Source organism: Terrabacter sp. C0L_2 (assembly GCF_036352015.1).
Lineage (GTDB): Bacteria > Actinomycetota > Actinomycetes > Actinomycetales > Dermatophilaceae > Terrabacter > Terrabacter tumescens.
Window position 1 is genome coordinate 2055178 of the sequence record NZ_CP143557.1, and the last position, 20550, is coordinate 2075727.

Below are 20550 nucleotides of genomic sequence, written 5' to 3' on the forward strand. Positions count from 1 at the left end.
GGGTGAGCGAGTGGGTCGACATGGGGAGAGCATTTCACGTCAGACCGTGCCGGGCTCCCGGCCGACCCACGCGCTCACGCAACCGGGCCGGCCCGAGCCCGGCCCGAGCCCGGCCCGAGCCCGGCCCGAGGCCGGCGGCGGGCGGACCCCCGGTCAGCCGAGCAGGCCGCCGCCGGTGGGGCAGGTCACGACCTTGTCGACGAGGACGCAGACGACCTTGGCCTTGAGCGGGTCGAGCACCCGCACGAGGTCCTTCGGGTCGCCCGACAGCAGCGGCAGGTGCGGCAGCGCGAGCAGTCGCACGATCTCGGCCGGCAGGGTCGGGACGGGCAGCTTGGTCACCGACGGGAGCGGCACGGTGACCGAGGGGAGCGGCACCCCAGGGACCGACGGCAGGGGCACCGGCAGCCCGGGGGAGCCCTTGCCCGGCTTCGGCGCGGGCGCCGGCTTGGGTGACGAGGACGGCTTGGGCGAGCTCGAGGGCTTGGGCGTGCCGGCCGAGGGTGACGGCTTCGCAGAGGAGCTCGGTGTGGGGCGCGCGCCCGGCGAAGCCGTCGAACGGGGAGCCGGCGACCCGGCATACGCGAACCCGGAGCCGTCGGGCGTCGCCGAGCCGCTGCCGGCGGCCGGGCGGGCGGCGGGGAGCGCGCTCATCGGCACCACGGTCACGCCGCGGCGGTAGGCGTCGGCGATCGACAGGACCGTGCGGACGTAGGAGTCGGAGTGGTTGTAGCGCAGCACGGCCTTGTAGGCCGCGCCCGGCGCGCGCAGGTCGGTGCCACCCGAGCAGAGCAGCACGCCCGCGCCGGTGACGGCGTCGGTGAGGCTCTGCGGGTTGGCGACCCCGTCGCCGTCGCCGTCGCGGCCGGCGAGCCTCCACGAGGTGGGGATGAACTGCATGGGACCCACGGCGCGGTCGTAGACGGCGTCGCGGTCCAGCGCGCCGCCGTCGGTGTCGGTGATCCTCGAGGTGCCGCGCGAGCCGTCGAGCGGGATGCCGATGATGCCGGGACGGGCGATGCCCCTCGCGTCGAGGACGTTGCCGCCGAAGCGCGCGTGGTTGCTCTCGACGCGGCCGATGGCGCCGAGCAGCGCCCAGTCCACGCCGCAGCCCGGCTTGATGCCGTCGAGCACGCCGGCCGCGCGCTGGTAGGCGGCGAGGGCGAGAGAAGGTATGCCGTTCGCGTCCAGGCGGACCGGGGCGAGCGACTCGATGGCCGAGATCGCACCCCGCGCCTCGGACGGGACGTCGACGCGGGCGTAGTCCTTGGTGAAGGTCTGGTAGATCGGGGGCAGCTGCATCGGCGCGGGCGCGGGACCGGCCTGCGGGTAGAGCGGGCTGCCCTCGGCGATCGCCTGGTCGGGCACGGTGATGGCCGAGGTGGGCCTCACGGTGTCGGTGCTGCGCGTGGCGGCGAAGGCGATGCCGGCCGTGGCCAGGGCGATGACCGGCACGGCTGCAGCGACCCGGCGCGCCGTGGTGCCTGCGCGGACAATGCGGACCATGGTGACTCCTCGATGCGTCAGCCGCCTTCCTTGGCGGTCTGTCGGTTCAACGAGCCACCGACCCGAAGGTCACGCACGCGGGACGACGGGTTGTGCGAGAGGGCCGGCACCCGGCATACGGCATCCGGCCCCCTCGAGGGTGCCAGGGAACTCAGCCCAGCGCGGACACCACGTGCTCGATCGCCTGCGTCAGCTTCGTGACGTCCTCGGGGTCGACCGCCGGGAACATCGCGACCCGCAGCTGGTTGCGGCCGAGCTTGCGGTAGGGCTCGACGTCGACGATGCCGTTGGCGCGCAGCGTGCTCGCGACTGCCGCGGCGTCGATGGAGTCGTCGAGGTCGATGGTGCCGACGACCTGCGAGCGGGCGGCCGGGTCGGCGACGTAGGGCGTCGTCCAGCTGGTCTGCTCGGCCCAGGTGTAGAGACGCGTCGAGGAGTCCTTGGTGCGGCCGGTCGTGAACTCGAGGCCGCCGTTGCCGTTCATCCAGTCGAGCTGGCTCTTCAGCAGGGCGATGGTCGACAGCGCCGGGGTGTTGTACGTCTGGTTCTTCAGCGAGTTGTCGATCGCGGTCGGCAGGCTGAAGAAGTCTGGGACCCAGCGGTCCGAGGCGGCGATCTGCTCGACCCGGGCCAGCGCGGCGGGGGAGAAGGCGGCGAGCCACAGGCCACCGTCGGACGCGAAGCACTTCTGCGGCGCGAAGTAGTAGACGTCGGTCTGCGTGATGTCGACGGGCAGGCCGCCCGCTCCGGACGTCGCGTCGATGAGCACGAGCGCGTCGTCGTCGGCACCCTCGACCCGCTGGACCGGGGCCATGACACCGGTCGAGGTCTCGTTGTGCGGCCAGGCGTAGACGTCGACGCCGGCCTCGGCGTGGGGCGTCGCGAGGGTGCCGGGGTCGGCCTTGACGATCGTCGGGTCACCGAGGAAGGGAGCGGCGGCCGTGACGTTGCCGAACTTGCTCGAGAACTCGCCGAAGGCGAGGTGCTGGGCGCGGTCGCGGACGAGGCCGAAGGCGGCGATGTCCCAGAACGCGGTCGAGCCGCCGTTGCCGAGGATGATCTCGTAGCCGTCGGGCAGCGAGAAGAGGTCGCGCAGACCCTCGCGGACGTCGCCGACGAGCTGCCTGACCGGCGCCTGGCGGTGGGAGGTGCCGAGCACCGTGCGCCCGAGCGAGGCGAGGTAGTCCACCTGCTCGGGGCGGACCTTCGAGGGTCCGGAGCCGAACCGTCCGTCGGCGGGCAGGAGCTCGGCCGGGATGGTGATGGGCGGGGTCGCGGCTGGCGCTTCGGTCACGGATCCACCTCGGGAGTGCGGCCACGTGACGGGGCAGGTGGCAGACGTGTTGACGACGGATGACACCGTTGTCATCGCCGCCATTGAACCCCAGCTGCCCACCCCTTGGACACCGGTGATCGATGTGTGGACATCCGTGCGGCACCGATCGGGTCATCGGTTCGGCACCGGGAGGCGTCTGCGCGGCGTACGCGGAAGGGCGTATTCCGGGGGCGCCGGCACCGCGAGGACGCTGGGAGGTGCCGGGTCGCGGTGGGCGACGGTCCGGCACGTTCGAAGGGGGACGGACAGATGGTCCTGCGCAACGCGGCCCGGTTCCTGACTGCTGTGACGCTGGCTGCCACGGGGGTGGTCGTCGGTGTCATGGTCGGCGTCACGGCGGCCCTCGCCTCCGAGCCGATGCCCGAGCCGGTCGGGCGATCCGGCATCTGGCCGCCGCTGCCACCGCCCGCGGTCGCCGTCCCCGTCCTGGGCGACGACGGCGTGGGGGACTGGGTGTTCGCGGGGGTCCTCGTGCTGGCGGCGACGGTGACCCTGGCGATTCCCGGGCACGGTCGCCCGCGCCACCCCTGACCGTCCTGCCGCGACGGGCGGTCCTTCAGAGCTGTCCGAGCAGGGTGGCCACCGCCTCGGTGCGGCTCACGACGCCGAGCCGCGCGTAGGCGTGCTCCAGGTGCTTGCGCACCGTCCCCTCGGAGATGAGCAGGCGGTGCGCGATCTGGAGGTTGGTCGCGCCCATGGCGACGAGGTGGAGGATCTCCCACTGCCGGGGAGTCAGCGAGGACAGCCCGTGCAGCTCCGCGCGGCGACGCAGGTGCAGCTCCGCGAGGTGGGGCCGCGCGAGCCGCAGCAGGTCGACCTCGCGGGTGGAGAAGGCCGGCCCGCCGTGGCGGTGGAGCAGCACCCGCCGGTCCAGCTCGCCGACGGGCGCGAGGAAGCCGAGGACCCCGGACGTGCGCCGACCCCCGCTGACCTCGGTGTGCGCGGTGACTCCGTGGGAGCCGAACTGCTCGGAGAGTCCGGCGCAGGCCCGACACAGGACCAGGTCGTCCGGGTCGGCGCCGGTCAGGACCATGACCGTGCGCCGCCCGCCCGCGACCTGCAGCACCACGCCCGAGAGCCGCAGCCACGCGGTGACCTGGAAGGCGACCTCGTCGGCCGGCATGAGCTCGGCCAGCTCCGCGAGCACCGAGGTGTAGAAGATGTCGTCCGGGTCCCAGACGTGGGCGTGGTCGAGGATCTCGAGCAGGCGGATGACGTCGTCCTCGTGCACGCATGAGTCGGTCATGGCGGCCACCTCGGGTCTGCCGCACCGGCTCGTCGGCCGCACGGCCTCCGATCAAGCGTACGAGCGGCCGACCCGCCGCGTCCGTGATTGCCGGAGGTCCGCGCGGTGGTCCGTCCGGTGGCTCGGCGGGAGGCGGCCCGGTGGGAGGCGGCTCAGTGCGAGATCTCCGGGGTCCAGCCGGCGACGTCCTCGGGCTTGCGCGGCCCCTCCCCGATGTAGCGCGACGACGGTCGGATGAGCCGGCCGGTCTGCTTCTGCTCGAGGATGTGGGCCGACCACCCCGCCGTGCGGGCGCAGGTGAACATCGGCGTGAACATCGACGGCGGCACCTCGGCGAAGTCGAGGATGACGGCCGCCCAGAACTCGACGTTGGTCGCGAGGACCCGGTCGGGACGGCGGGCGTGCAGCTCGTCCAGGGCTGCCTTCTCGAGGGCGGCGGCGGCCTCGTAGCGCGGCGCGCCGAGGCGCTCGCAGGCCGAGCGGAGCACGCGGGCGCGCGGGTCCTCGGCGCGGTACACGCGGTGGCCGAAGCCCATGAGCCGTTCGCCCTTGTCGAGCACGCCCTTGACGTAGGCCGTCGCGTCGCCCTGCTGCTCGACGCCGTCGAGCATGTGCAGCACGCGCGAGGGGGCGCCGCCGTGCAGCGGTCCGGACATCGCGCCGACGGCGCCCGAGAGCGCGGCGGCGACGTCGGCGCCGGTCGAGGTGATGACGCGCGCGGTGAAGGTCGAGGCGTTCATGCCGTGCTCGGCCGCAGAGACCCAGTAGGCGTCGACGGCCTCGACGTGCTTCGGGTCGGGCTCGCCGCGCCAGCGGATCATGAAGCGCTCGGTGATGGTGCGGGCCTTGTCGACCTCGCTCTGCGGGACCATCGGCTTGTCGAGCCCGCGGGCGGACTGGCCGACGAACGACAGCGCCATGACGGCGGCGCGGGCGAGGTTGTCGCGCACCTCGTCGGCGTCGATGTCGAGCGTCGGCTTGAAACCCCACACCGGCGCGAGCATGGCGAGCGCGGACTGGACGTCGACGCGTACGTCCCCGGTGTGCACGGGCAGCGGATACGGCTCGGCGGGCGGCAGTCCGGGGTCGAACTCGTTGTCGACGAGCAGGCCCCAGACGTGGGCGAAGTCGACGTGGCCGACGAGGTCGTTGATGTCGACGCCGCGGTAGCGCAGCGCGCCACCCTCCTTGTCCGGCTCGGCGATGGTCGACTCGAAGGCGATGACGCCCTCGAGGCCTGGCTTGAAGTCGGGGTCGGGCGTGCTGTCTGCCATGGACGATCCTTGCTGTGCAGGCGGTACCACCGCGGTGTGGAGGCCGGCAGCCGCGGACGCTCGGGCGTCGGTCGCGGCTGACAGACTCACCGTATGCCGTCAGCCGCCGACCAGACCGTCTTTCGTGATGCCGTGTTCACCACCCGAGACCAGCACCACGACGCCGTCCGCTTTGAGGGGACCGACTTCACGGGGGCGCACGCGGAGGGCCACAGCTTCCTCGAGTGCTCGCTCGTCGGCAGCACGCTCGACGAGGCGCACCTCGAGGGCTCGCGGTGGTCGGAGTGCGAGTGGGAGCGCGTCGGTGGTGTGGGCGTCGTCCTGACCGAGTCGACCCTCGTCGAGACGACGATCGAGGGCTGCCGGCTCGCGGCCGTCTCGGCGTGGGGGACGACGTGGCGCGACGTCACGGTGCGCGGCGGCAAGGTCGACTTCCTCAACCTGCGCGGGGCGCGCCTCAAGGACGTCGCCTTCGTCGACTGCGTCGTCGGCGAGCTGGACCTGCAGGAGGCGAAGGTCGACGGACTGACCTTCGAAGGGTGCACGCTCGTGGCGCCGACCTTCGGTCGCGGGACGTATGCCGGCCTCGACCTCTCCGGCGCCACGCTGCGCTCGCCGGTGGGGCTGGCCGGGCTCAGGGGCGCGACGCTGAGCCGCACGCAGGTCATCGACCTCGCCGACGCCCTCGCGGCCGAGCTCGGGATCCTCGTCGCCGACTGAGCCGGAGCTCAGTTGATCTGGTTGGGCTTGGCCCGGCGCAGGGCCGCGGTCGCCGCGTCCTTGGCGCGGTCGGTGGCCTTGACCTTGTCGTCGGGCCGGATGCGCTTGGTGAGGTCGGCGCGCTCGACGAGGTCCGAGAGCAGCATGTCGGTGTGGGGGTGCACGCCGACGGCCTCGTCGCCGCTGAAGACGACCCAGTGGGCGACGTCGCCCTTGTAGACCTTGAGGATGCTGCCGTCGGCGAGCGACTTGGCGTGCGCCATGGCCTGGCGCCGGGCTCGCTCGCTCGAGATGGCCTTGTTGGCGGCCTCCTTGGCCGGCTCGCGCAGCGCCTGCGTGGCCACCCAGATCTGGGGGCCGTACTTGATGCCGAGCTTGACGCCCTGGGTGACGAGCTTGCCCTTGCCTGCCATGTGGTCACTCCTCACAGCGCCCCGGGCCGAGCCGGGGCTGTCGTCGGGGCCGCACGCGCCGTGGCCTGACGTCCGCGCGGACCTTCTCGGGTCAACCCTAGTGTGGGGTCATGAACAGCTCACCGCGCGATGCGGCCCCGCAGGGCCTGGCAGCCGTCCGCCGTGTCGACTACTCCGGCGACGGCCTCGTCGAGTCCGATGTCGCGGCCTCGCCGTACCTCCAGGCCCGGGCGTGGGTCGACGACGCCGTGGCGGCAGCCGAGGAGCGCGACGACGTGCCCGAACCGACCGCCATCTCGGTCGCCACCGTCGACGCGACGGGCACGCCCGACGTGCGCACCGTCCTGATGCGCTTCCTCGACGAGCGCGGACCCGGCTTCGTCACCAACCTCGACTCGGCCAAGAGCGAGCACCTCAAGGCCAACCCGCGCGTCGCGGCAGCCCTGACGTGGCCCTCGCTCTACCGCGCGATCCGCTTCCGGGGGAGTGCGGAGCTCGTCGGGCGCGACGAGGTCGAGGCCTACTTCGACTCGCGCCCCTACGGCTCGAGGCTGTCGGCATGGGCGTCGGACCAGTCGCGTCCGGCGGACGACCGGCACCAGCTCGAGCGCAAGTGGCAGGAGGTCCTGGAGCGCTTCCCCGACACGGGCAGCGACCACGACGTGCCGGTGCCGGACTTCTGGGGCGGGTGGCGCATCGTGTGCGACGAGGTGGAGTTCTGGGCGGGGCGGCGCAACCGGCTGCACGACCGCATCGTCTTCCGCCGCACGGGCGACGGCGACCTCGCCGACGCCGCCTCGTGGACGAGGCTGCGCCTCCAGCCCTGACCCCTCCAACCCCGCTGACCCCGCTTGACCGCACCGAACGCAGCGTTCGGTCGCGAACTCACTGTTAGAACAGTGAGTTCGGCATCGAACGCTGCGTTCGGTCGAAGAGGCGGGGAGGGGCTGGACGTGGAACAGGGCAGCCCGACGAGTCGGACTGCCCTGCTTCATCCATGGGTGTGGATGGGGACGCGGCTATCGCGTGGCCACCTCACACGCTCCGGAAGAAATCACTTCTCGGATCACCTCCCTTCGGTTTCGATGTCTCGACCTTAGGTCGGGTCCGCGAGGGCGGCAAGAGCTTTATCGGGGGCTGTCGGCAGACCGTCAGACGCCGGGCTCGGGGTCCGGCGCGACCGCCGCCGGCGCGCTGGGGCGCAGGCCGACCGGGCCCGAGCCACCACCGGTCGGCGGCAGGGGCGGCGCGGCCGGCGGCCAGTAGGGCAGCGTCGCGACGGACGGCTCCGACGGCTCGGACGTCGCGTCCGCGGTCGAGGCCGGCGGCTCCGCCACGTCCCGGGACTTCGCGTCCTCGGACTGCGACCCGGCGGCAGCGCTCGTCGACCCGTAGAGACGACCCGCCCCGACGAGCATCGCCAGCAGCACCGGGAGCTCGAGGTAGGCCGCATAGCTGGAGAGGGCGGCATACAACGTCGTGGCCCGGGCGTAGTCGACGCCGAAGAGCACGGCGAAGAGGGCGGCGGCGACGAAGCCGACGGCCCACAGTCGCGGGCCGGTGACCCACGGCACCCGCGCCTCGAAGGCCGCGGACGCGTCGGGGGCGATGCGTGGCATGAGCGCCACCCAGACGACGTAGTGCATCGTCTGCATGAAGGCGAGGACGGTGAGCAGCCGCACCCCGACGACGGTCGCGGTCGTTCCCGGCAGCGCGCCCGCTGCGAGGACCGCGTGGCCGTCACCGACGACGCTGCGCACGATGCCGGGGTCCGCGGTCAGCGACCCGTCGAACACCCCGGTGAGGATGACGGCCGGGACCACCACGACCCAGAGCAGCTGCACGGCCCGGAACGCCCGGCGACCGCGCAGCGAGGTGATGCGCCGCGACCACTCCCAGAGGAAGAAGAGCGGCACCACGTGGTGCAGGTGGACCAGCACGACGAGGTGGTAGGCCGGGAAGGCCAGCGACACGGCTGCGGCCACCCCGATGAGCGCCCAGGCCACCACCCGGCGGCGGCCCTCGAGCACGCGGTGCGCCGCGACGGCGAGCACGGCGTAGCCCAGGGCGATCTCGCCCAGCTGGGCGGGACGTCCGATGACGGGGGCGAGCAGCCGGAAGGCCACGATCCCGGTGACGAGCGCGACGAGCAGGTCGAGGAAGGGACGGGCCAGCAGGCCCCCGAAACGCCCCACGACGTAGCGGATCTCGAGGAGGTTGTGCAGCACCCCGAAGAGGATGAGGCCGATCACGGCCGTCGCGACGGGGGAGCGGAGCGTGAGGGCGAGCGAGGCGGCCACGGCGCCGAGCACGAGCAGCGTCAGGGTGCGCGAGCGCGGCACGGCACTCGCGGCGCTCGACTCCTCGGCTTCGGCCACGCGCCCATGGTTTCGTCGGCTGGTCGGCGCGGCCACCCGAGTAACCCGATCGTTAGGGTCCTGTGGCGTGACCGAGATTCAGGGGGACGGCGCGGACGGGGCCGCCGGGCGGAGCGGCAGCCTGCGGGCGATCGCCCTGTCGGCCTACGGCCCCACGCTGCTCGGCTCGACGGGCGCCGGAGCGGTGTCCCCGATCGTGGCCGTCTCGGCGCGCGAGCTCGGTGCGTCGGTGGGGGTGGCCGCGCTGCTCGTCGCGATGATGGGCGTCGGTCAGCTGCTCGGTGACCTGCCGTCGGGGGCGCTCGCCGCCCGCATCGGTGAGCGTCGCGCGCTCCTCGTCGCCGCCGTCGTCGAGGCGGTCGGGATGCTCGTCTCTGCGCTCGCGGGCGGTCTCGTCATGCTCTTCGTCGGCGTCCTCGTCATCGGCCTCGCCGGCTCCCTCTTCGGGCTGGCCCGGCAGGCCTACCTCACCGAGGCCGTGCCGGTCGCGATGCGCGCGCGGGCCCTGTCGACGCTCGGCGGGGTCCACCGCATCGGCTACTTCCTCGGCCCGTTCATCGGGTCGCTCGCCATCGTGCGGTGGGGCACGGAGTCCGCGTATGCCGTGGGCGGCGTCGCGAGCATCGCCGCCTTCGTCCTCGTCCTCGTCGCACCCGACATCACGGGATCGGCCCACCGCGTCGCGGGTGGTGGCCCACCGCGCAGCGTCGTGTCGGTGCTCCTGCAGCACCGACACGTGCTGCTGACGCTGGGCACCGGCGCGATGTGCGTGGCCGGGGCCCGCGCCATCCGTGAGGCGCTCGTCCCGCTGTGGGCCGAGTCGGTCGGCTTCTCGCCCGCGCAGACCTCGCTCGTCTTCGGCGTGGCCGGCGCCATCGACATGCTGCTCTTCTACCCCTCCGGGTGGCTGATGGACCGCTACGGCCGGGTGGCCGCCGCGGTCCCGAGCATGCTCGTGCTCGGTCTCGGCATGGCGCTCATGCCCCTTGCGACGAGCCTCGTCGCCGTGACGGCCGCGGCGACCGTGCTGGGGGTCGGCAACGGGCTCGGCGCGGGCCTCATCATGACGCTCGGGGCCGACGCGTCGCCGGCCGACGGGCGCGCGCAGTTCCTCGGCGGGTGGCGCCTCTGCGCCGACCTGGGAAGGGCAGCGGGGCCGCTGGCGTTGTCAGGGCTGAGCGCCATCATGTCCCTCGGCGCCTCCGCCGTCGTGCTCGGCGTGGGCGCCGTCGTCGGGGCGGGGTGGCTGCGCATCTGGGTGCCTCGGCACGACCCGACCCGGGTCGGCGACCGCGGCGCTGCGACGAGCGGTCCCTGAGCGCTCTCCGACTCTGAGAAGGTATGACCGTGACGGACCTGATCGACACCACCGAGATGTACCTGCGCACCATCTTCGAGCTCGAGGAGGAGGGCATCGTCCCCCTGCGCGCGCGCATCGCCGAGCGTCTCGGCCACTCCGGTCCCACGGTGTCGCAGACGGTGGCCCGCATGGAGCGCGACGGGCTCGTCGCGGTCTCGGGCGACCGGCACCTCGAGCTGTCCGACCACGGCCGGCTGCTCGCCACCCGCGTCATGCGCAAGCACCGGCTCGCCGAGCGCCTGCTCGTCGACGTCATCGGCCTCGAGTGGGAGTATGCCCACGACGAGGCGTGCCGCTGGGAGCACGTCATGTCCGAGAAGGTCGAGCGCAAGATCCTCGGCCTCATCGGCGAGGGTCTCGAGTCGCCCTACGGCAACCCGATCCCGGGGCTCGACGAGCTCGGTGTGCGCCAGGACGAGGACTTCCTCACCGGCCTCAGCACCCTGACCGCGGCGGTCAAGGACGCCCCGGCCGTCGTCACGATCCGCCGCATCGGCGAGCCCGTGCAGGTCGACCCCGAGGCGCTCGCGCTGCTGACGAGCGCCGGCGTCGTGCCCGGGGCCCGCGTCGAGGTCGTGCGGGACGGGGGCCGCGTCGTGGCCGTCCGTGAGGGCAGCGAGCCCTCGACGGGCGTGTCGCTGCCCGACGACGTCGCCGTCCACGTCTTCTGCCAGGCCGCCTGACGCCGGTCGGTCCTGGCCGTTCCCCGCTGTGGCGGGGGTCGGTCTGTGGGGGTTTGCCCCCTGCTGCCGGACCCTTTTGTCAGTCCTTGCCACAGCGCGCCACGAGCCCCTCGAGAGCCTCGGAAAAATTCTGTGACGAGTGGGAACTCGGAGGTGACAAGGCTGGGGGTCTTGGGTACGGTTGGCCCCACTTGCTCTCCCCGTCGAGTGAGTGCCGTGGGTCGAACCGCCTAGTCCTGCCATCGACCCGAGGCTCAGCACGAACCGCATGGCAGGAGCGGGGGAACCACTTTCTCCGGACGTCGAGAGACGCCCTCGGGGTGAAGCCCTCCGTGGACCGAACCTGGTCCGAGCGAAGGCCGGGCAGTACCTCAAGCCCGAACCCGACAGCTCACCTCGTAGGCGTCGAGAGGTCAACCGTGGCTCAGAACGTTCCCGGGCGCCACCGCGCCCCCGGTCGATTCAACGCGATCGCAGAGCTCAAGACGATCGCCAAGGAGTCTGCTCAGCCCGCCGTGAAGGGTGCCGCGATCGTGGCCGCCTCGGGTGGCCTCGTCGCCTCGTTCGCCGGCACGGCGAACGCAGCCGACGGTTCGAGCAGCGCCGTCGCCGCCCCCGCAGCCGTCGGCCCCGCCGTCGGCACGCTCAAGGCCGGCAACGCCCTCTCCGCCATCGGCTTCGCCAAGCCCGCGCTCAAGCAGGCCAACGTCAAGCCGGTCGTCATCGAAGACATCCAGGTCAAGACGGCTCGCGCTGAGAAGAAGGCCGCTGCCAAGGCTGCCGCCGAGCGCCAGGCCGCGACCGAGCGCGCCTCGCGGTCGGCCACGCGTGTCGCCCTCAACGCCCCCGCACCCGCACCGGCGCCGACCGCCAGCGGCATCGTCGGCATCGCGCAGTCCTTCTTCGGCGTCCCGTACGTCTACGGCGGCTCGTCGCCGTCGGGCTTCGACTGCTCCGGCTTCACCTCCTACGTCTACCGCCAGGCCGGGATCTCGATCCCGCGCACGGCGTCGGCGCAGCAGGCCGCCGCGACGCGCGTCAGCAACCCGAGCCCCGGAGACCTCGTCTTCTTCGGCTCGCCGGCCTACCACGTGGGCATCTACGTCAGCCCCGGTCGCATGATCGACGCCCAGCGCACCGGCACCGTGATCGGCAACCACTCGATCTGGACGACCCCGTCGGGCTACGGCCGCTTCTGAGCCGCCCCCTCCGCTTGTTCGCTGCGCCCCCACCGGTCACCGGTGGGGGTGCAGCGCTTTTCGGACCCGTGGTTGACTGAGCTGATGACCGACCAGCCTGCCGCCGAGTCCACGACCCTCATCGAGCTCGACCTCTGGAGTGACCTGGTCTGCCCCTACTCGTGGGTGGCCAAGCGGCGTGTCGAGGCCGCCGTCGCCGCCTTCGAGCGCCCGCACGACGTCACGGTGCGGCTGCGGTCGTTCGAGCTCGACCCCGACGTGCCCGTGGGTGGGGCGGTACCCGTCAGCGAGCACCTCTCGGTGCGGCACGGGGGCGACGCGGGTGCCGGCCGGCTCATGAACGCCAAGGCGAGCGAGGTCGCCGAGGCCGACGACCTCCTCTTCGACTGGGACCGCGCCGTGCGCGCCAACACCTTCGACGCCCACCGGCTCTGCGCCCTCGCCGGCGAGATGGGCGGTCCGGCCCTGCGGTCCGCGGCCGTCGAGCGCTTCCACTCCGCCCACTTCGGTGAGGGGCTGGCCATCGACGACCACGAGGTGCTCCAGCGGCTCTCCGCCGAGTGCGGCCTCGACGAGCGGCGCGTGTCCTCCGTGCTCGCGTCCGACGAGTACGCCGAGCAGGTGCGCGCCGACGAGCAGCAGGCCCGCTCGATGGGCGTCACGTCGACGCCCTTCGTCGTCGCCAACGGGTATGCCGCCGTGTCGGGTGCGCGTCCCGTCGAGGACTACCTCGCCCTCCTTCGCGGCGTGGCCACGCAGACCGTCTGAGGCGCACCCACCGGGCGGGACGGCATACGCCCTCGGTCAGGACGCCTCGTCGGCGGCCGGGCGGCCGAACGACACGGCGGCGTCGACCCCGGCCGGTGCCTCGTCGCGCAGCTGCCGGTCGGGCAGTGCTCCGAGCGCGTCGTTGACCGTCGAGAAGGCACGACGCAGCGCGACGAACGCGGTGATCGCGAAGATCTGCCGGTCGTCGAAGCCCGCCCTCCGGAGGGGCTCGAGGTCGGCGGCCGTCGTGGCGTTCGGGTCGCGGGCGATCGTCCGTGCCCATCCGGCGAGGGCGGCGTCGACGGCGTCGAGACCGTCGTCGTCGCCGCGGAGGACGGTGTGCGCGACGTCGTCGCCGGCTGCCGTCGCAAGCCGGTTGCCCCACGCCAGGGAGCAGTACGAGTCGCCGACGGTCCCGGCGGTCGCGGAGATGAGGACCCCGCGCTGGCGGAAGGTGAGGCCTGCCTGCTGGGCCAGGTCGCCGAGCAGAGCGAAGAGCGCGACCTTGGCCGACGGCGAGTGCGCCCACACGCGCGTGAGGTTCATGACGAAGCCGTGGTCGGCGACGTCGCCGTCGAAGAGCGCCTGCACCTCGGGCGACGGCGGGGGCTCCGCGAGGAAGCCGTGACTCGGGTGTGTCGTCGCCATGGCGCAGCTCCCTCGGTGTCGGGGCGTGGTGCTTCATCGTCGCACGGGCTGCTGGGCGCGTCCGGGCTCGTGCGGAAGTGATCGCGAGGCTGATGCTCGTGGTGGCCGGGACAGAACGACGCAAAACGCCCAGTGCGGCGCGGACCCTGCACAGTCGTGGGCATGTCGCGCTGGGATTCGGCTCTCGCGCGGCCTTTCGGGGGAAGGATGCGAGGGTGCGCGGTCGCGCGCTCGGGTGGGGCCCGGGTGGAGGGTCGGTGCGGTCGCGCAGCAGTCCAGCGACGGGTCGAGCAGCCGGCGAGGTCGGCAGACCGGGGTGGGTGAGGGTGGAGCAGTCGGACGGCGGGCGCGAGGGCGCGCACGACGAGGCGCAGGACGACGCGCACGAGACGGACGCCGGGCTCATGGGCCGGGTGCGTGGGGGTGACGATGCGGCCTGGGCGCAGCTGCGCGCGCGGCACGAGCCGGACGCCCGACGTCTCGCCGATCGGCTCGCCGGGTCCACGGCGCCGGCCGCCGCGCTTGTCGACGGTGCCTTCGTGCGAACTCGCGACGACCTGCGCGCGGGTGGCGGCGCCGACACGGCCTTCCGGCCCTACCTGCTGAGCACCCTGCGACGGGTCGCGGCCCTCGACGGCCTCGCCCGTGGCGGCGCCCCGGACGACGCCGTCGAGGCGGAGGAGCGCGATGCCGTCTGGGCCGCGTGGCGTTCGCTGCCCGACGAGTCCCGTTCTCTCCTCTGGCGTCTGGCCGTCCACGAGGAGCAGCCGCACCAGATCGCCCCGGCCCTCGGAACGACCTCGAGCGGGCTCGCCGGACGGAGCCGGCGGGCGCGGGAGCGTCTGCGTCGGGCGTTCCTGTCCGAGCTCGTCGCCAAGGCGGGGGAGCCGGACTGTCGCGCGGTGCGGCGCCAGCTCGGGGGCTACCTGCGCGACGATCTTCTGGAGCCCGCACGACAGCAGGTCGACGACCACCTCGACGGGTGTGCCCGCTGCCGCGCTGCCGTCCTCGACGCCGTCGACCTCGATGCCGCGATCCTGCTGCGGGTGGCGCCGGTGCTGTTGCCGGGAGCGTTCGCGGGGGCCGTCGCGGGGGCTGCTGCGTCGGCGGTCGCCGACGAGGCTGGGGCGGGCGAGATGTCGGGAACGGACGAACCGTCGGGAGACGACGGGACGGCGGCCGCGCTCGCCGAGAGCTGGGTGCCGGTCCCCGTCGGCGTGGCGTGGCTCATGGAGGGGGCGGACGACGACCGAGGGCCTGACGACGACCCTGAGGAGGAGGTGTTCGGGCGGGTGGTCTCCGTGCCCGGGCGATCCGTCGCCGCGGTGCTTGCCGCTGCCGCCCTCCTCGTGGCGGCCGCCCTCTTCCTGACCCAGCTCGAGCCGTCGGGTCGTGTCGCAGCGGATTCGCCTGTGGGGCAGGCATCCTCGTCCGGGTCGGTCGACGGTGGCGAGACCGACCATCCGGACGAGACGTCCGGCAGCGCCGATGCCAGCGCGACCGCGCCCCGGCCCGTCATCGGGGTCGCGACGGCAGAAGGGGTCTCGCGCTACCAGTCGTCGGGCGGTCGGGCCGGGAGTCAGGCTCAGGCGGCAGTGGGCACAGGCGGGTCCAGCAGCTCCGCGAGCCGTCGGCCCCGCACGTCGCCGACCTCGACCTCGACCGCCGCGCGGCCCACGTCCACCTCGGCAAGGCCCACCACGAACACGCCGACAGCGACGGTCAGTCCCGTCGGCACGGTGACGAGCCTCGCCTTCACGCCGAGCGACCGTGGCTACAGCGCCCACCTCGAGGTGCCGGGCGGCTGGGCCATCACCTCGGTGCGGGACGTCAAGGGCGCCCGGGTGCGCGAGCACGTGGACCAGCCGGTCACCGTCTTCGACGGCCGGCTCGGGGGCGGGGACCTCGTCGTCGAGGTGACGAGAGTGAGGCCGGACGTCACCGGTGCGCTGACCGCCGTCTTCACCGACCGGTCCGGCGCGCCACTGCCCGGCTCGGGGGCCTACCTGCTGCGGTGAGCCTCGTCGACGGCGGTGTCGAGGTCCGACTCCGCGTCGGTGCTGTCGGTTGTGCTGCCGCTGGTGGTGCCGGCGGGCAAAGGGGCAACGGGCGAAGGGGCAGCGGGCGCGCCCGGGGGCGGGAGGGCGGCATACGCCATCGGGTCGACGGGCAGGTCGGGCGCACTCTCGTCGACGGGGATCACCTGGCCCAGCCGGGTCAGCTCGACGACGGCGCGGATCGGCGTCACGGGCGGCACGACGAGACGAAGGTCCTGGCGGCGGTCGCGCAGGCGCTGGGAGAGGCGGAAGAGCGAGGCGATGGCGGCGCTGTCGACGTAGGTGGTGCCGGTGAGGTCGACGACGACGAGCGTCACGTCGTCGGGGACGGCGTGGGCGAGGGCGTCGGTCAGGGAGCGGGCGTTGGAGAGGTCGAGCTCGCCCGTGATGCGCACGAGCTGGGTGGCGCCCGAGCGCGTCGTGTCGACTCGGGCGAGGTCGCTCACGACGTGCCTCCGAGCCGGATGCGTCGTCGGAGGCGGACCTCGGTGCCGTCGGGGGAGCGCTCGACGGCGACGTCGTCGACGAGGGCGCTCATGAGCTGGAGGCCCCAGCCGCCCCCGCGCTCGGCCGCAGCACGCCATTGGCCGTCGTCGCGGACCCGGATCTCGAGACGGTCGTCGTCGAGCCGGGCCTCGACGACGAGGTCTCCGGCGGAGGGCTGCTCGCTGTAGGCGTGCTGCACGACGTTGGCGCACGCCTCGCCGCACGCCACGAGGACCTCGTCCGCGTCGTGGTCGGACACGCCCGACTCCCTGAGCCAGCGGCGCAGGGCGCTGCGGACCTGAACGAGGTTGCGGGCCTCCGCGGGCAGGCGCAGGTCGAGCTCTCCGTCGACCGACGGCGCGGCCCGCATCGCGAGCACGGCGACGTCGTCCTCGATGTGGTGCTCGTCGAGGAAGGTCTCGAGCAGGCGGTCGCACAGGGCCTCGAGACGGTCGTCCACGGCCGCAGCCGAAGCCTCCCGCGCGAGGCGGTCGAGGCCGTCGGTGAGCGACACGCCCCGGCGCTCGATGAGACCGTCGGTGAAGAGGACCAGGGTCGCGCCCGGCGGCAGCTCGGCGCTCGCCTCGGTGAACGAGCCGTCCGCGGTGACCCCGACCGGCGGCGAGAGCGCGCCGGTGAGGAAGGTGCCCCGACCGTCGGCGACGGTGAGGGCCGGGGGGTGGCCGGCGTTGCTCCACCGGATCCGACGGGTGGCCGGGTCGAAGACGAGGTAGATGAGCGTGACCATCTCGGGGACCGGCAGCTGCGCGACGAGCTGGTGGACGCCGCGCATGACCGCGGGCGGGGACGGGTCCTGAAGGGCGTACGCGCGCAAGGCCATCCGCACCTGCACCATCGTCGCGGCGGCGGGGAGCCCGTGGCCCGCGACGTCACCGATGGCGAGGCCGAGCAGGCCGCCGGGCAGCTGGACGACGTCGTACCAGTCGCCGCCGATCTGCACGTCGGCCGTGGCCGGGACGTAGCGGGCGGCGAGGGCCACGCCGGGGACGTCGGGGAGGCGGTCGGGCAGGAGGCTGCGCTGGAGGGTCTCGGCGATCTGGTGCTCGCGCTGGGCGCGGGCCTCCTCGTGGCTCAGCAGCTCCTGCGCCTCGGAGCGCTCCTGGATCTCCTGCACGAGACGGGTGTTGGCGGCCGAGAGCTGCGCCGTGCGGTGCTCGACGCGGCGCTCGAGCTCAGTGGTCGCGGCCCTGAGCGCGGCCGCGGTCTGCAGGCGCTCGCTGACGAGGGCCGCGAGGAAGAAGGAGGTCAGGGCGACGCAGGCGTTGAAGGTCTGCAGGGTCACCATCTGGCCGACGAGGGTCATGCCCTTGAAGGGGCCGATCATCTGGGCCGCGGACCACGTCGCGAGCAGGCTCGCGATGAGGGCCGCGGGGGCGGCGCCGCGCAGCTGCAGGCGCCAGGCCGCCCAGCCCAGGACCGGCAGCGTGAGGAAGAGGACGGGCAGCTCGGTCACGGACGCGGCAGCTATGACGGCGGTCGACGCCGCCAGCACCGCCGCACCCTCGAGCCACTGGCGCAGGGGCCAGCGACGCTGCTCCCAGAAGAGGGGCAGGCAGAGCAGGAAGGGGGTGACGGCGAGGACGCCCATCGCGTCACCGGTCCACCACACGGCCCACGCTGCCGCGAGCTGCGCCGAGGTGATGGAGCCGGAAGCCAGCAGCGTGGCCGAGCCGGTCGTCGCGCTGACCAGCATGCTCGCGAGGGCACCGAGGAAGACGATCGCGAGCGCGTCGCGCTGCCGGTCGAGCTCGCGGCGGAAGCCGACGCGCCGGAGCAGCGTGACCGCCACGACCGGGGCGAGGGTGTTGCCGACCGCCGTGACGGCAGCGGCGAGCGGGCTGGCGCTGATCGGCAGGTTGACGGCGAGGGCCGCGACGGCGATCGCCGGCCAGTAGGACCGTCCGACGACGACGAGGGCGGCGACCGCGACACCGGTCGGCGGCCAGAGCGGGGTCACGTCGTTGCCGACCAGTGACAGCTCGAGGCCGAGGCGCGCTCCGACGTAGTAGGCGAGGGCGATGACGACGAGCCGGCCGGCGCGACGGGCGGGGGAGACGGCAGAGGGCGGGGTGGCGAGGCCGGTGCGGGTCGCGTGGCCCGGCGGGCTGGCGGGGCTCGTGGCGGGGTGGGCCGGTGCGGTGCGTGCAGTGGGAGCGGAGGTGGCGGAGGGCAGGGCGGCAGGACCCGAACGGTCGACGGCGTCCATGCCTGTCGTCATCGTCCGGGGCGGCCCAGCCGTTCGCGTTTCGCCATGGCCATGACTCTAGGAGCACCGGGTGTCACGTGACGAGCCCTTCGTCCGGCTTTCCTGAAAGGCCGCGACGTGAATTGTCCGTTCAATGACGTCCGGTCTCGTGTGTCACAGATCGCACCGTTTTCAGGGTGATGCCCGGACGGGGACGGGGCGGCTGCCTACGCTGGAATTGGGCGAAGAATGTCTCGCCGGGGTGCCTTTCGGAGGCGAAAGAAATGACCATCCTGAATTTCGAGGTCAAGACCTATCAGGTGCTCATGGGAAGTCGGTCGGTGTCGGCTTCACGGGGCTCAACTATGCCGCGGCGACGATCTCTTGCAGAGGACCGGCGAACGAGCAGCTGCTCGTCGTGTTCGCGGCCACGCAGGCGCAGGCCGATGCCGGCGGCAACTTCACGGATCTCACCGGCAAGCGCGGCGGGATCGTCGCGCCGATGTCGTCGTTCGGCATGTACATCGACATCCTGCGCAACGAGGGTCCGATCTACGCGCAGATCGACTCGGGTGCGCCGAACAACCTGAACCTGCTCAAGACGGGGCCAGAGCCGGTGGCGGACACGGCGAAGTAGCCCTTGGACGTAGGTGGGAAGGCGGACGTCGTCGGCGGCGTTTGGGACGCGCCTTCTGACGGGCGGGCCCCTCGAGGAAAGGTCAGCAGCGAGCTGAGGGGATGAGGGACATGGCACAGGGTGTGCTGGAGCAGGGGGTCAGGCCGACGCGATGGCGTGGAGGCTTGTGGCGTGAGGAGGCGTTCGACCGGATCTACCGGATCGTCGACGAGCTGCCGTCACCGTCGGAAGAGGTGAGAGCGCATCTCGAGGCGGCGAGCGTGCTGGCCGACCACCGGCAGAGCCCGGCGGAGTGGTGGACGGGCAGCCGCATCGAGTCCTGCTGGCGAGAGCTGCGCTCCGCCGAGAAGATGATCGCGCGTGACGCTGCAGCCGTCCACGACGTGCTCGCGCACGTCGTGGACGCCCAACGTCACGCCAAGGCATACCTCCCGAAGGACGACGTCATGGTCGAGGCGTTGGCCCTCGAGCTGGGGAAGACGCCGCCGGACCTTGGCACGATCAATGCACTGGCCCGCAACGTCCTGGTCGCCAGCCACTCTGCGAGCGACCGCCAGCACCGCGAGCTCCGGACGTTCAAGAACGGGCTACGGCTCCAGGTCGGGGTCCTCGTCGCGATGGCCGCGGGTCTGCTTGTGGCAGTGGAGGTTTGGCACTGGTCCCTCCTTCCTCCCGTGAAGGACATCCAGGATCTGGCGCCGGTCGCGATCGCGTTGGTCTTCGGCGCCCTGGGGGCGCTGTTCAGTGCCATCCCGTCGTTGTCACAGGTGCCCGAGAGCGCGACGTCGTTCAGTCCTGTCCGTGAGCAGGCGGCCCTGAAGGTCGTCGTGGGCGCCTGGTCGGCAGTCATCGGTCTGATGGCCGCGTCGGCTGCTCTCCTGACGAAGGGGGACACGCCGACCACGCCCACGTCGCTGGCCGGCTTCGCGATGATGGCGGCGCTCTTCGGTGCCTCGCAGGAGGCGGTCACGAGGTTCGCGGACCACAAGGCGACCGGGCTGCGAGACGGGGGGACCGCGAGCCCGTCCGGCTCGTGACGGCTGAGTTCCTCAGGGGCGCGACGGGCGTCCGACGAGCCACCAGGCGATGCAGCCGAGCACGCTGCCGAAGGTGATGATCACCAGCCAGGCATTGCGGGGGAAGGTGCGGACGTCGCGGTCCGGTGTCGCGGAGAAGTCGATGAGGGTGAAGGCCCAGAAGGCGACGGCAAGGACCAGCATCGCGATTGGTGTCCAGACCGCAGCGTGCCCCATTGCACGATCGTCTCATCGGCCCATCCGGGTAACAATGCTGTCCGCGTTCACGTCACATGGCGTCATCGGCGTGCGAGCATCCAGCCGAACGTCAACCAGCAGGCGAATTCACAGGTTAAGTAAGTGCCCCCGGCAGGATTCGAACCTGCGACACCCGCTTTAGGAGAGCGGTGCTCTATCCCCTGAGCTACGAGGGCGGGGCATGGCACGGACCTGCGTGTGGTTCTCGCGGTGGTGAGACCATCGCCGGGCCGGCCAACGGTGGACAGGTTACTCGACCTGACCCCCTCGCTCGTCGCGGCCTGCCGGCGGCACCAAGCCGCACGAAGAAGCGGGGTGCAGCAGCCTCTCTGCCGCACCCCGCCGTCCTCGCCGCAGGG

20 protein-coding genes, 1 tRNA gene and 1 riboswitch are annotated in these 20550 nt (G+C 72.7%); of the genes, 10 read left to right on the forward strand and 11 right to left on the reverse strand.

Annotated elements, in window-relative coordinates; translation table 11 throughout:
- Positions 1-153 precede the first annotated feature (153 nt).
- Together U5C87_RS09560 and serC are read right to left on the reverse strand one after the other, a co-directional pair.
- Entirely contained in the window at positions 154-1506 is a 1353-nt protein-coding gene (locus U5C87_RS09560; RefSeq protein WP_330476344.1) for a lytic transglycosylase domain-containing protein, read from the reverse strand.
- Between the two features lie 151 nt (positions 1507-1657).
- Positions 1658-2800, reverse strand: coding sequence for a phosphoserine transaminase (gene serC, locus U5C87_RS09565; protein ID WP_330476345.1), 1143 nt, complete (start codon positions 2798-2800; stop codon positions 1658-1660).
- A 291-nt stretch (positions 2801-3091) separates the two neighbouring features.
- On the opposite strand from serC, the gene U5C87_RS09570 reads away from it, so the two are divergent.
- Positions 3092-3373, forward strand: coding sequence for a hypothetical protein (locus U5C87_RS09570; protein WP_330476346.1), 282 nt, complete (start codon positions 3092-3094; stop codon positions 3371-3373).
- Between the two features lie 25 nt (positions 3374-3398).
- Here the strand turns inward: U5C87_RS09570 and U5C87_RS09575 are convergent, their stop codons facing one another.
- Both U5C87_RS09575 and U5C87_RS09580 read right to left on the reverse strand, forming a co-directional pair.
- Positions 3399-4088 carry a helix-turn-helix transcriptional regulator gene (locus tag U5C87_RS09575; RefSeq protein WP_330476347.1) on the reverse strand — a complete coding sequence of 230 codons (690 nt, stop codon included), beginning with the start codon at positions 4086-4088 and terminating at the stop codon, positions 3399-3401.
- Positions 4089-4240: 152 nt separating this feature from the next.
- Positions 4241-5362, reverse strand: a complete 1122-nt coding sequence (locus tag U5C87_RS09580; RefSeq protein ID WP_030196165.1) for a citrate synthase 2 — start codon at positions 5360-5362, stop codon at positions 4241-4243.
- 132 nt (positions 5363-5494) lie between these two features.
- Between U5C87_RS09580 and U5C87_RS09585 the strand changes: the two genes are divergently transcribed.
- Positions 5495-6082, forward strand: coding sequence for a pentapeptide repeat-containing protein (locus U5C87_RS09585; protein WP_330476348.1), 588 nt, complete (start codon positions 5495-5497; stop codon positions 6080-6082).
- Positions 6083-6090: 8 nt separating this feature from the next.
- Here U5C87_RS09585 and U5C87_RS09590 read toward each other — a convergent pair whose 3' ends face one another.
- Complete coding sequence (locus tag U5C87_RS09590; RefSeq protein ID WP_330476349.1) at positions 6091-6495, reverse strand: hypothetical protein; 405 nt, start codon at positions 6493-6495, stop codon at positions 6091-6093.
- Between the two features lie 110 nt (positions 6496-6605).
- On the opposite strand from U5C87_RS09590, the gene pdxH reads away from it, so the two are divergent.
- On the forward strand, positions 6606-7322 hold the full coding sequence (pdxH, locus tag U5C87_RS09595) for a pyridoxamine 5'-phosphate oxidase (RefSeq protein ID WP_330476350.1): 717 nt from the start codon (positions 6606-6608) through the stop codon (positions 7320-7322).
- 324 nt (positions 7323-7646) lie between these two features.
- On the opposite strand, the gene U5C87_RS09600 is transcribed toward pdxH, so the two are convergent.
- The gene (locus U5C87_RS09600; RefSeq protein ID WP_330476351.1) at positions 7647-8873 is read right to left on the reverse strand and encodes a hypothetical protein; all 1227 of its coding nucleotides are present in this window, start codon (positions 8871-8873) and stop codon (positions 7647-7649) included.
- 67 nt (positions 8874-8940) lie between these two features.
- Between U5C87_RS09600 and U5C87_RS09605 the strand changes: the two genes are divergently transcribed.
- The 4 genes from U5C87_RS09605 to U5C87_RS09620 all read left to right on the forward strand — a co-directional run bounded on the left by U5C87_RS09605 (position 8941) and on the right by U5C87_RS09620 (position 12883).
- Entirely contained in the window at positions 8941-10191 is a 1251-nt protein-coding gene (locus tag U5C87_RS09605) for an MFS transporter (protein WP_330476352.1), read from the forward strand.
- A gap of 29 nt (positions 10192-10220) precedes the next feature.
- Entirely contained in the window at positions 10221-10916 is a 696-nt protein-coding gene (locus U5C87_RS09610) for a metal-dependent transcriptional regulator (RefSeq protein ID WP_330476353.1), read from the forward strand.
- A gap of 252 nt (positions 10917-11168) precedes the next feature.
- Positions 11169-11333, forward strand: a riboswitch (cyclic di-AMP (ydaO/yuaA leader).
- Positions 11334-11335: 2 nt separating this feature from the next.
- Positions 11336-12115 (forward strand): C40 family peptidase, encoded by a 780-nt coding sequence (locus tag U5C87_RS09615; protein WP_330476354.1) that lies wholly within the window; start codon positions 11336-11338, stop codon positions 12113-12115.
- An 84-nt stretch (positions 12116-12199) separates the two neighbouring features.
- Positions 12200-12883 (forward strand): DsbA family oxidoreductase, encoded by a 684-nt coding sequence (locus U5C87_RS09620; RefSeq protein ID WP_330476355.1) that lies wholly within the window; start codon positions 12200-12202, stop codon positions 12881-12883.
- A 36-nt stretch (positions 12884-12919) separates the two neighbouring features.
- Here the strand turns inward: U5C87_RS09620 and U5C87_RS09625 are convergent, their stop codons facing one another.
- A complete protein-coding gene (locus U5C87_RS09625; protein ID WP_330476356.1) occupies positions 12920-13531 on the reverse strand; it encodes a carboxymuconolactone decarboxylase family protein in 612 nt (203 codons plus the stop codon).
- Between the two features lie 326 nt (positions 13532-13857).
- Here U5C87_RS09625 and U5C87_RS09630 point away from each other — a divergent pair, with 326 nt between their 5' ends.
- Positions 13858-15549 carry a zf-HC2 domain-containing protein gene (locus U5C87_RS09630; protein WP_330476357.1) on the forward strand — a complete coding sequence of 564 codons (1692 nt, stop codon included), beginning with the start codon at positions 13858-13860 and terminating at the stop codon, positions 15547-15549.
- Here U5C87_RS09630 and U5C87_RS09635 read toward each other — a convergent pair.
- Both U5C87_RS09635 and U5C87_RS09640 read right to left on the reverse strand, forming a co-directional pair.
- Complete coding sequence (locus U5C87_RS09635; protein ID WP_330476358.1) at positions 15534-16034, reverse strand: STAS domain-containing protein; 501 nt, start codon at positions 16032-16034, stop codon at positions 15534-15536. The genes U5C87_RS09630 and U5C87_RS09635 overlap by 16 nt on opposite strands.
- The gene (locus U5C87_RS09640; protein WP_330476359.1) at positions 16031-18301 is read right to left on the reverse strand and encodes an MASE1 domain-containing protein; all 2271 of its coding nucleotides are present in this window, start codon (positions 18299-18301) and stop codon (positions 16031-16033) included. Before U5C87_RS09640 ends, U5C87_RS09635 begins: the two co-directional genes overlap by 4 nt.
- A 397-nt stretch (positions 18302-18698) precedes the next feature.
- Here U5C87_RS09640 and U5C87_RS09645 point away from each other — a divergent pair, with 397 nt between their 5' ends.
- The gene (locus U5C87_RS09645; protein WP_330476360.1) at positions 18699-18917 is read left to right on the forward strand and encodes a hypothetical protein; all 219 of its coding nucleotides are present in this window, start codon (positions 18699-18701) and stop codon (positions 18915-18917) included.
- 164 nt (positions 18918-19081) lie between these two features.
- The gene (locus U5C87_RS09650) at positions 19082-19954 is read left to right on the forward strand and encodes a hypothetical protein (protein ID WP_330476361.1); all 873 of its coding nucleotides are present in this window, start codon (positions 19082-19084) and stop codon (positions 19952-19954) included.
- A 12-nt stretch (positions 19955-19966) separates the two neighbouring features.
- Here U5C87_RS09650 and U5C87_RS09655 read toward each other — a convergent pair whose 3' ends face one another.
- Both U5C87_RS09655 and U5C87_RS09660 read right to left on the reverse strand, forming a co-directional pair.
- A complete protein-coding gene (locus U5C87_RS09655; RefSeq protein ID WP_330476362.1) occupies positions 19967-20137 on the reverse strand; it encodes a PLDc N-terminal domain-containing protein in 171 nt (56 codons plus the stop codon).
- A gap of 157 nt (positions 20138-20294) precedes the next feature.
- Positions 20295-20367 (reverse strand) — tRNA-Arg (locus U5C87_RS09660).
- Between the last annotated feature and the right edge of the window lie 183 nt (positions 20368-20550).

Bases quoted from the DNA above. Each gene is read 5' to 3' on its own strand.
- U5C87_RS09560 (WP_330476344.1), bottom strand. From the start codon at position 1,506: ATGGTCCGCATTGTCCGCGCAGGCACCACGGCGCGCCGGGTCGCTGCA.
- U5C87_RS09570 (WP_330476346.1), top strand. From the start codon at position 3,092: ATGGTCCTGCGCAACGCGGCCCGGTTCCTGACTGCTGTGACGCTGGCT.
- U5C87_RS09575 (WP_330476347.1), bottom strand. From the start codon at position 4,088: ATGACCGACTCATGCGTGCACGAGGACGACGTCATCCGCCTGCTCGAG.
- U5C87_RS09580 (WP_030196165.1), bottom strand. From the start codon at position 5,362: ATGGCAGACAGCACGCCCGACCCCGACTTCAAGCCAGGCCTCGAGGGC.
- U5C87_RS09590 (WP_330476349.1), bottom strand. From the start codon at position 6,495: ATGGCAGGCAAGGGCAAGCTCGTCACCCAGGGCGTCAAGCTCGGCATC.
- pdxH (WP_330476350.1), top strand. From the start codon at position 6,606: ATGAACAGCTCACCGCGCGATGCGGCCCCGCAGGGCCTGGCAGCCGTC.
- U5C87_RS09620 (WP_330476355.1), top strand. From the start codon at position 12,200: ATGACCGACCAGCCTGCCGCCGAGTCCACGACCCTCATCGAGCTCGAC.
- U5C87_RS09625 (WP_330476356.1), bottom strand. From the start codon at position 13,531: ATGGCGACGACACACCCGAGTCACGGCTTCCTCGCGGAGCCCCCGCCG.
- U5C87_RS09640 (WP_330476359.1), bottom strand. From the start codon at position 18,301: ATGGACGCCGTCGACCGTTCGGGTCCTGCCGCCCTGCCCTCCGCCACC.
- U5C87_RS09655 (WP_330476362.1), bottom strand. From the start codon at position 20,137: ATGCTGGTCCTTGCCGTCGCCTTCTGGGCCTTCACCCTCATCGACTTC.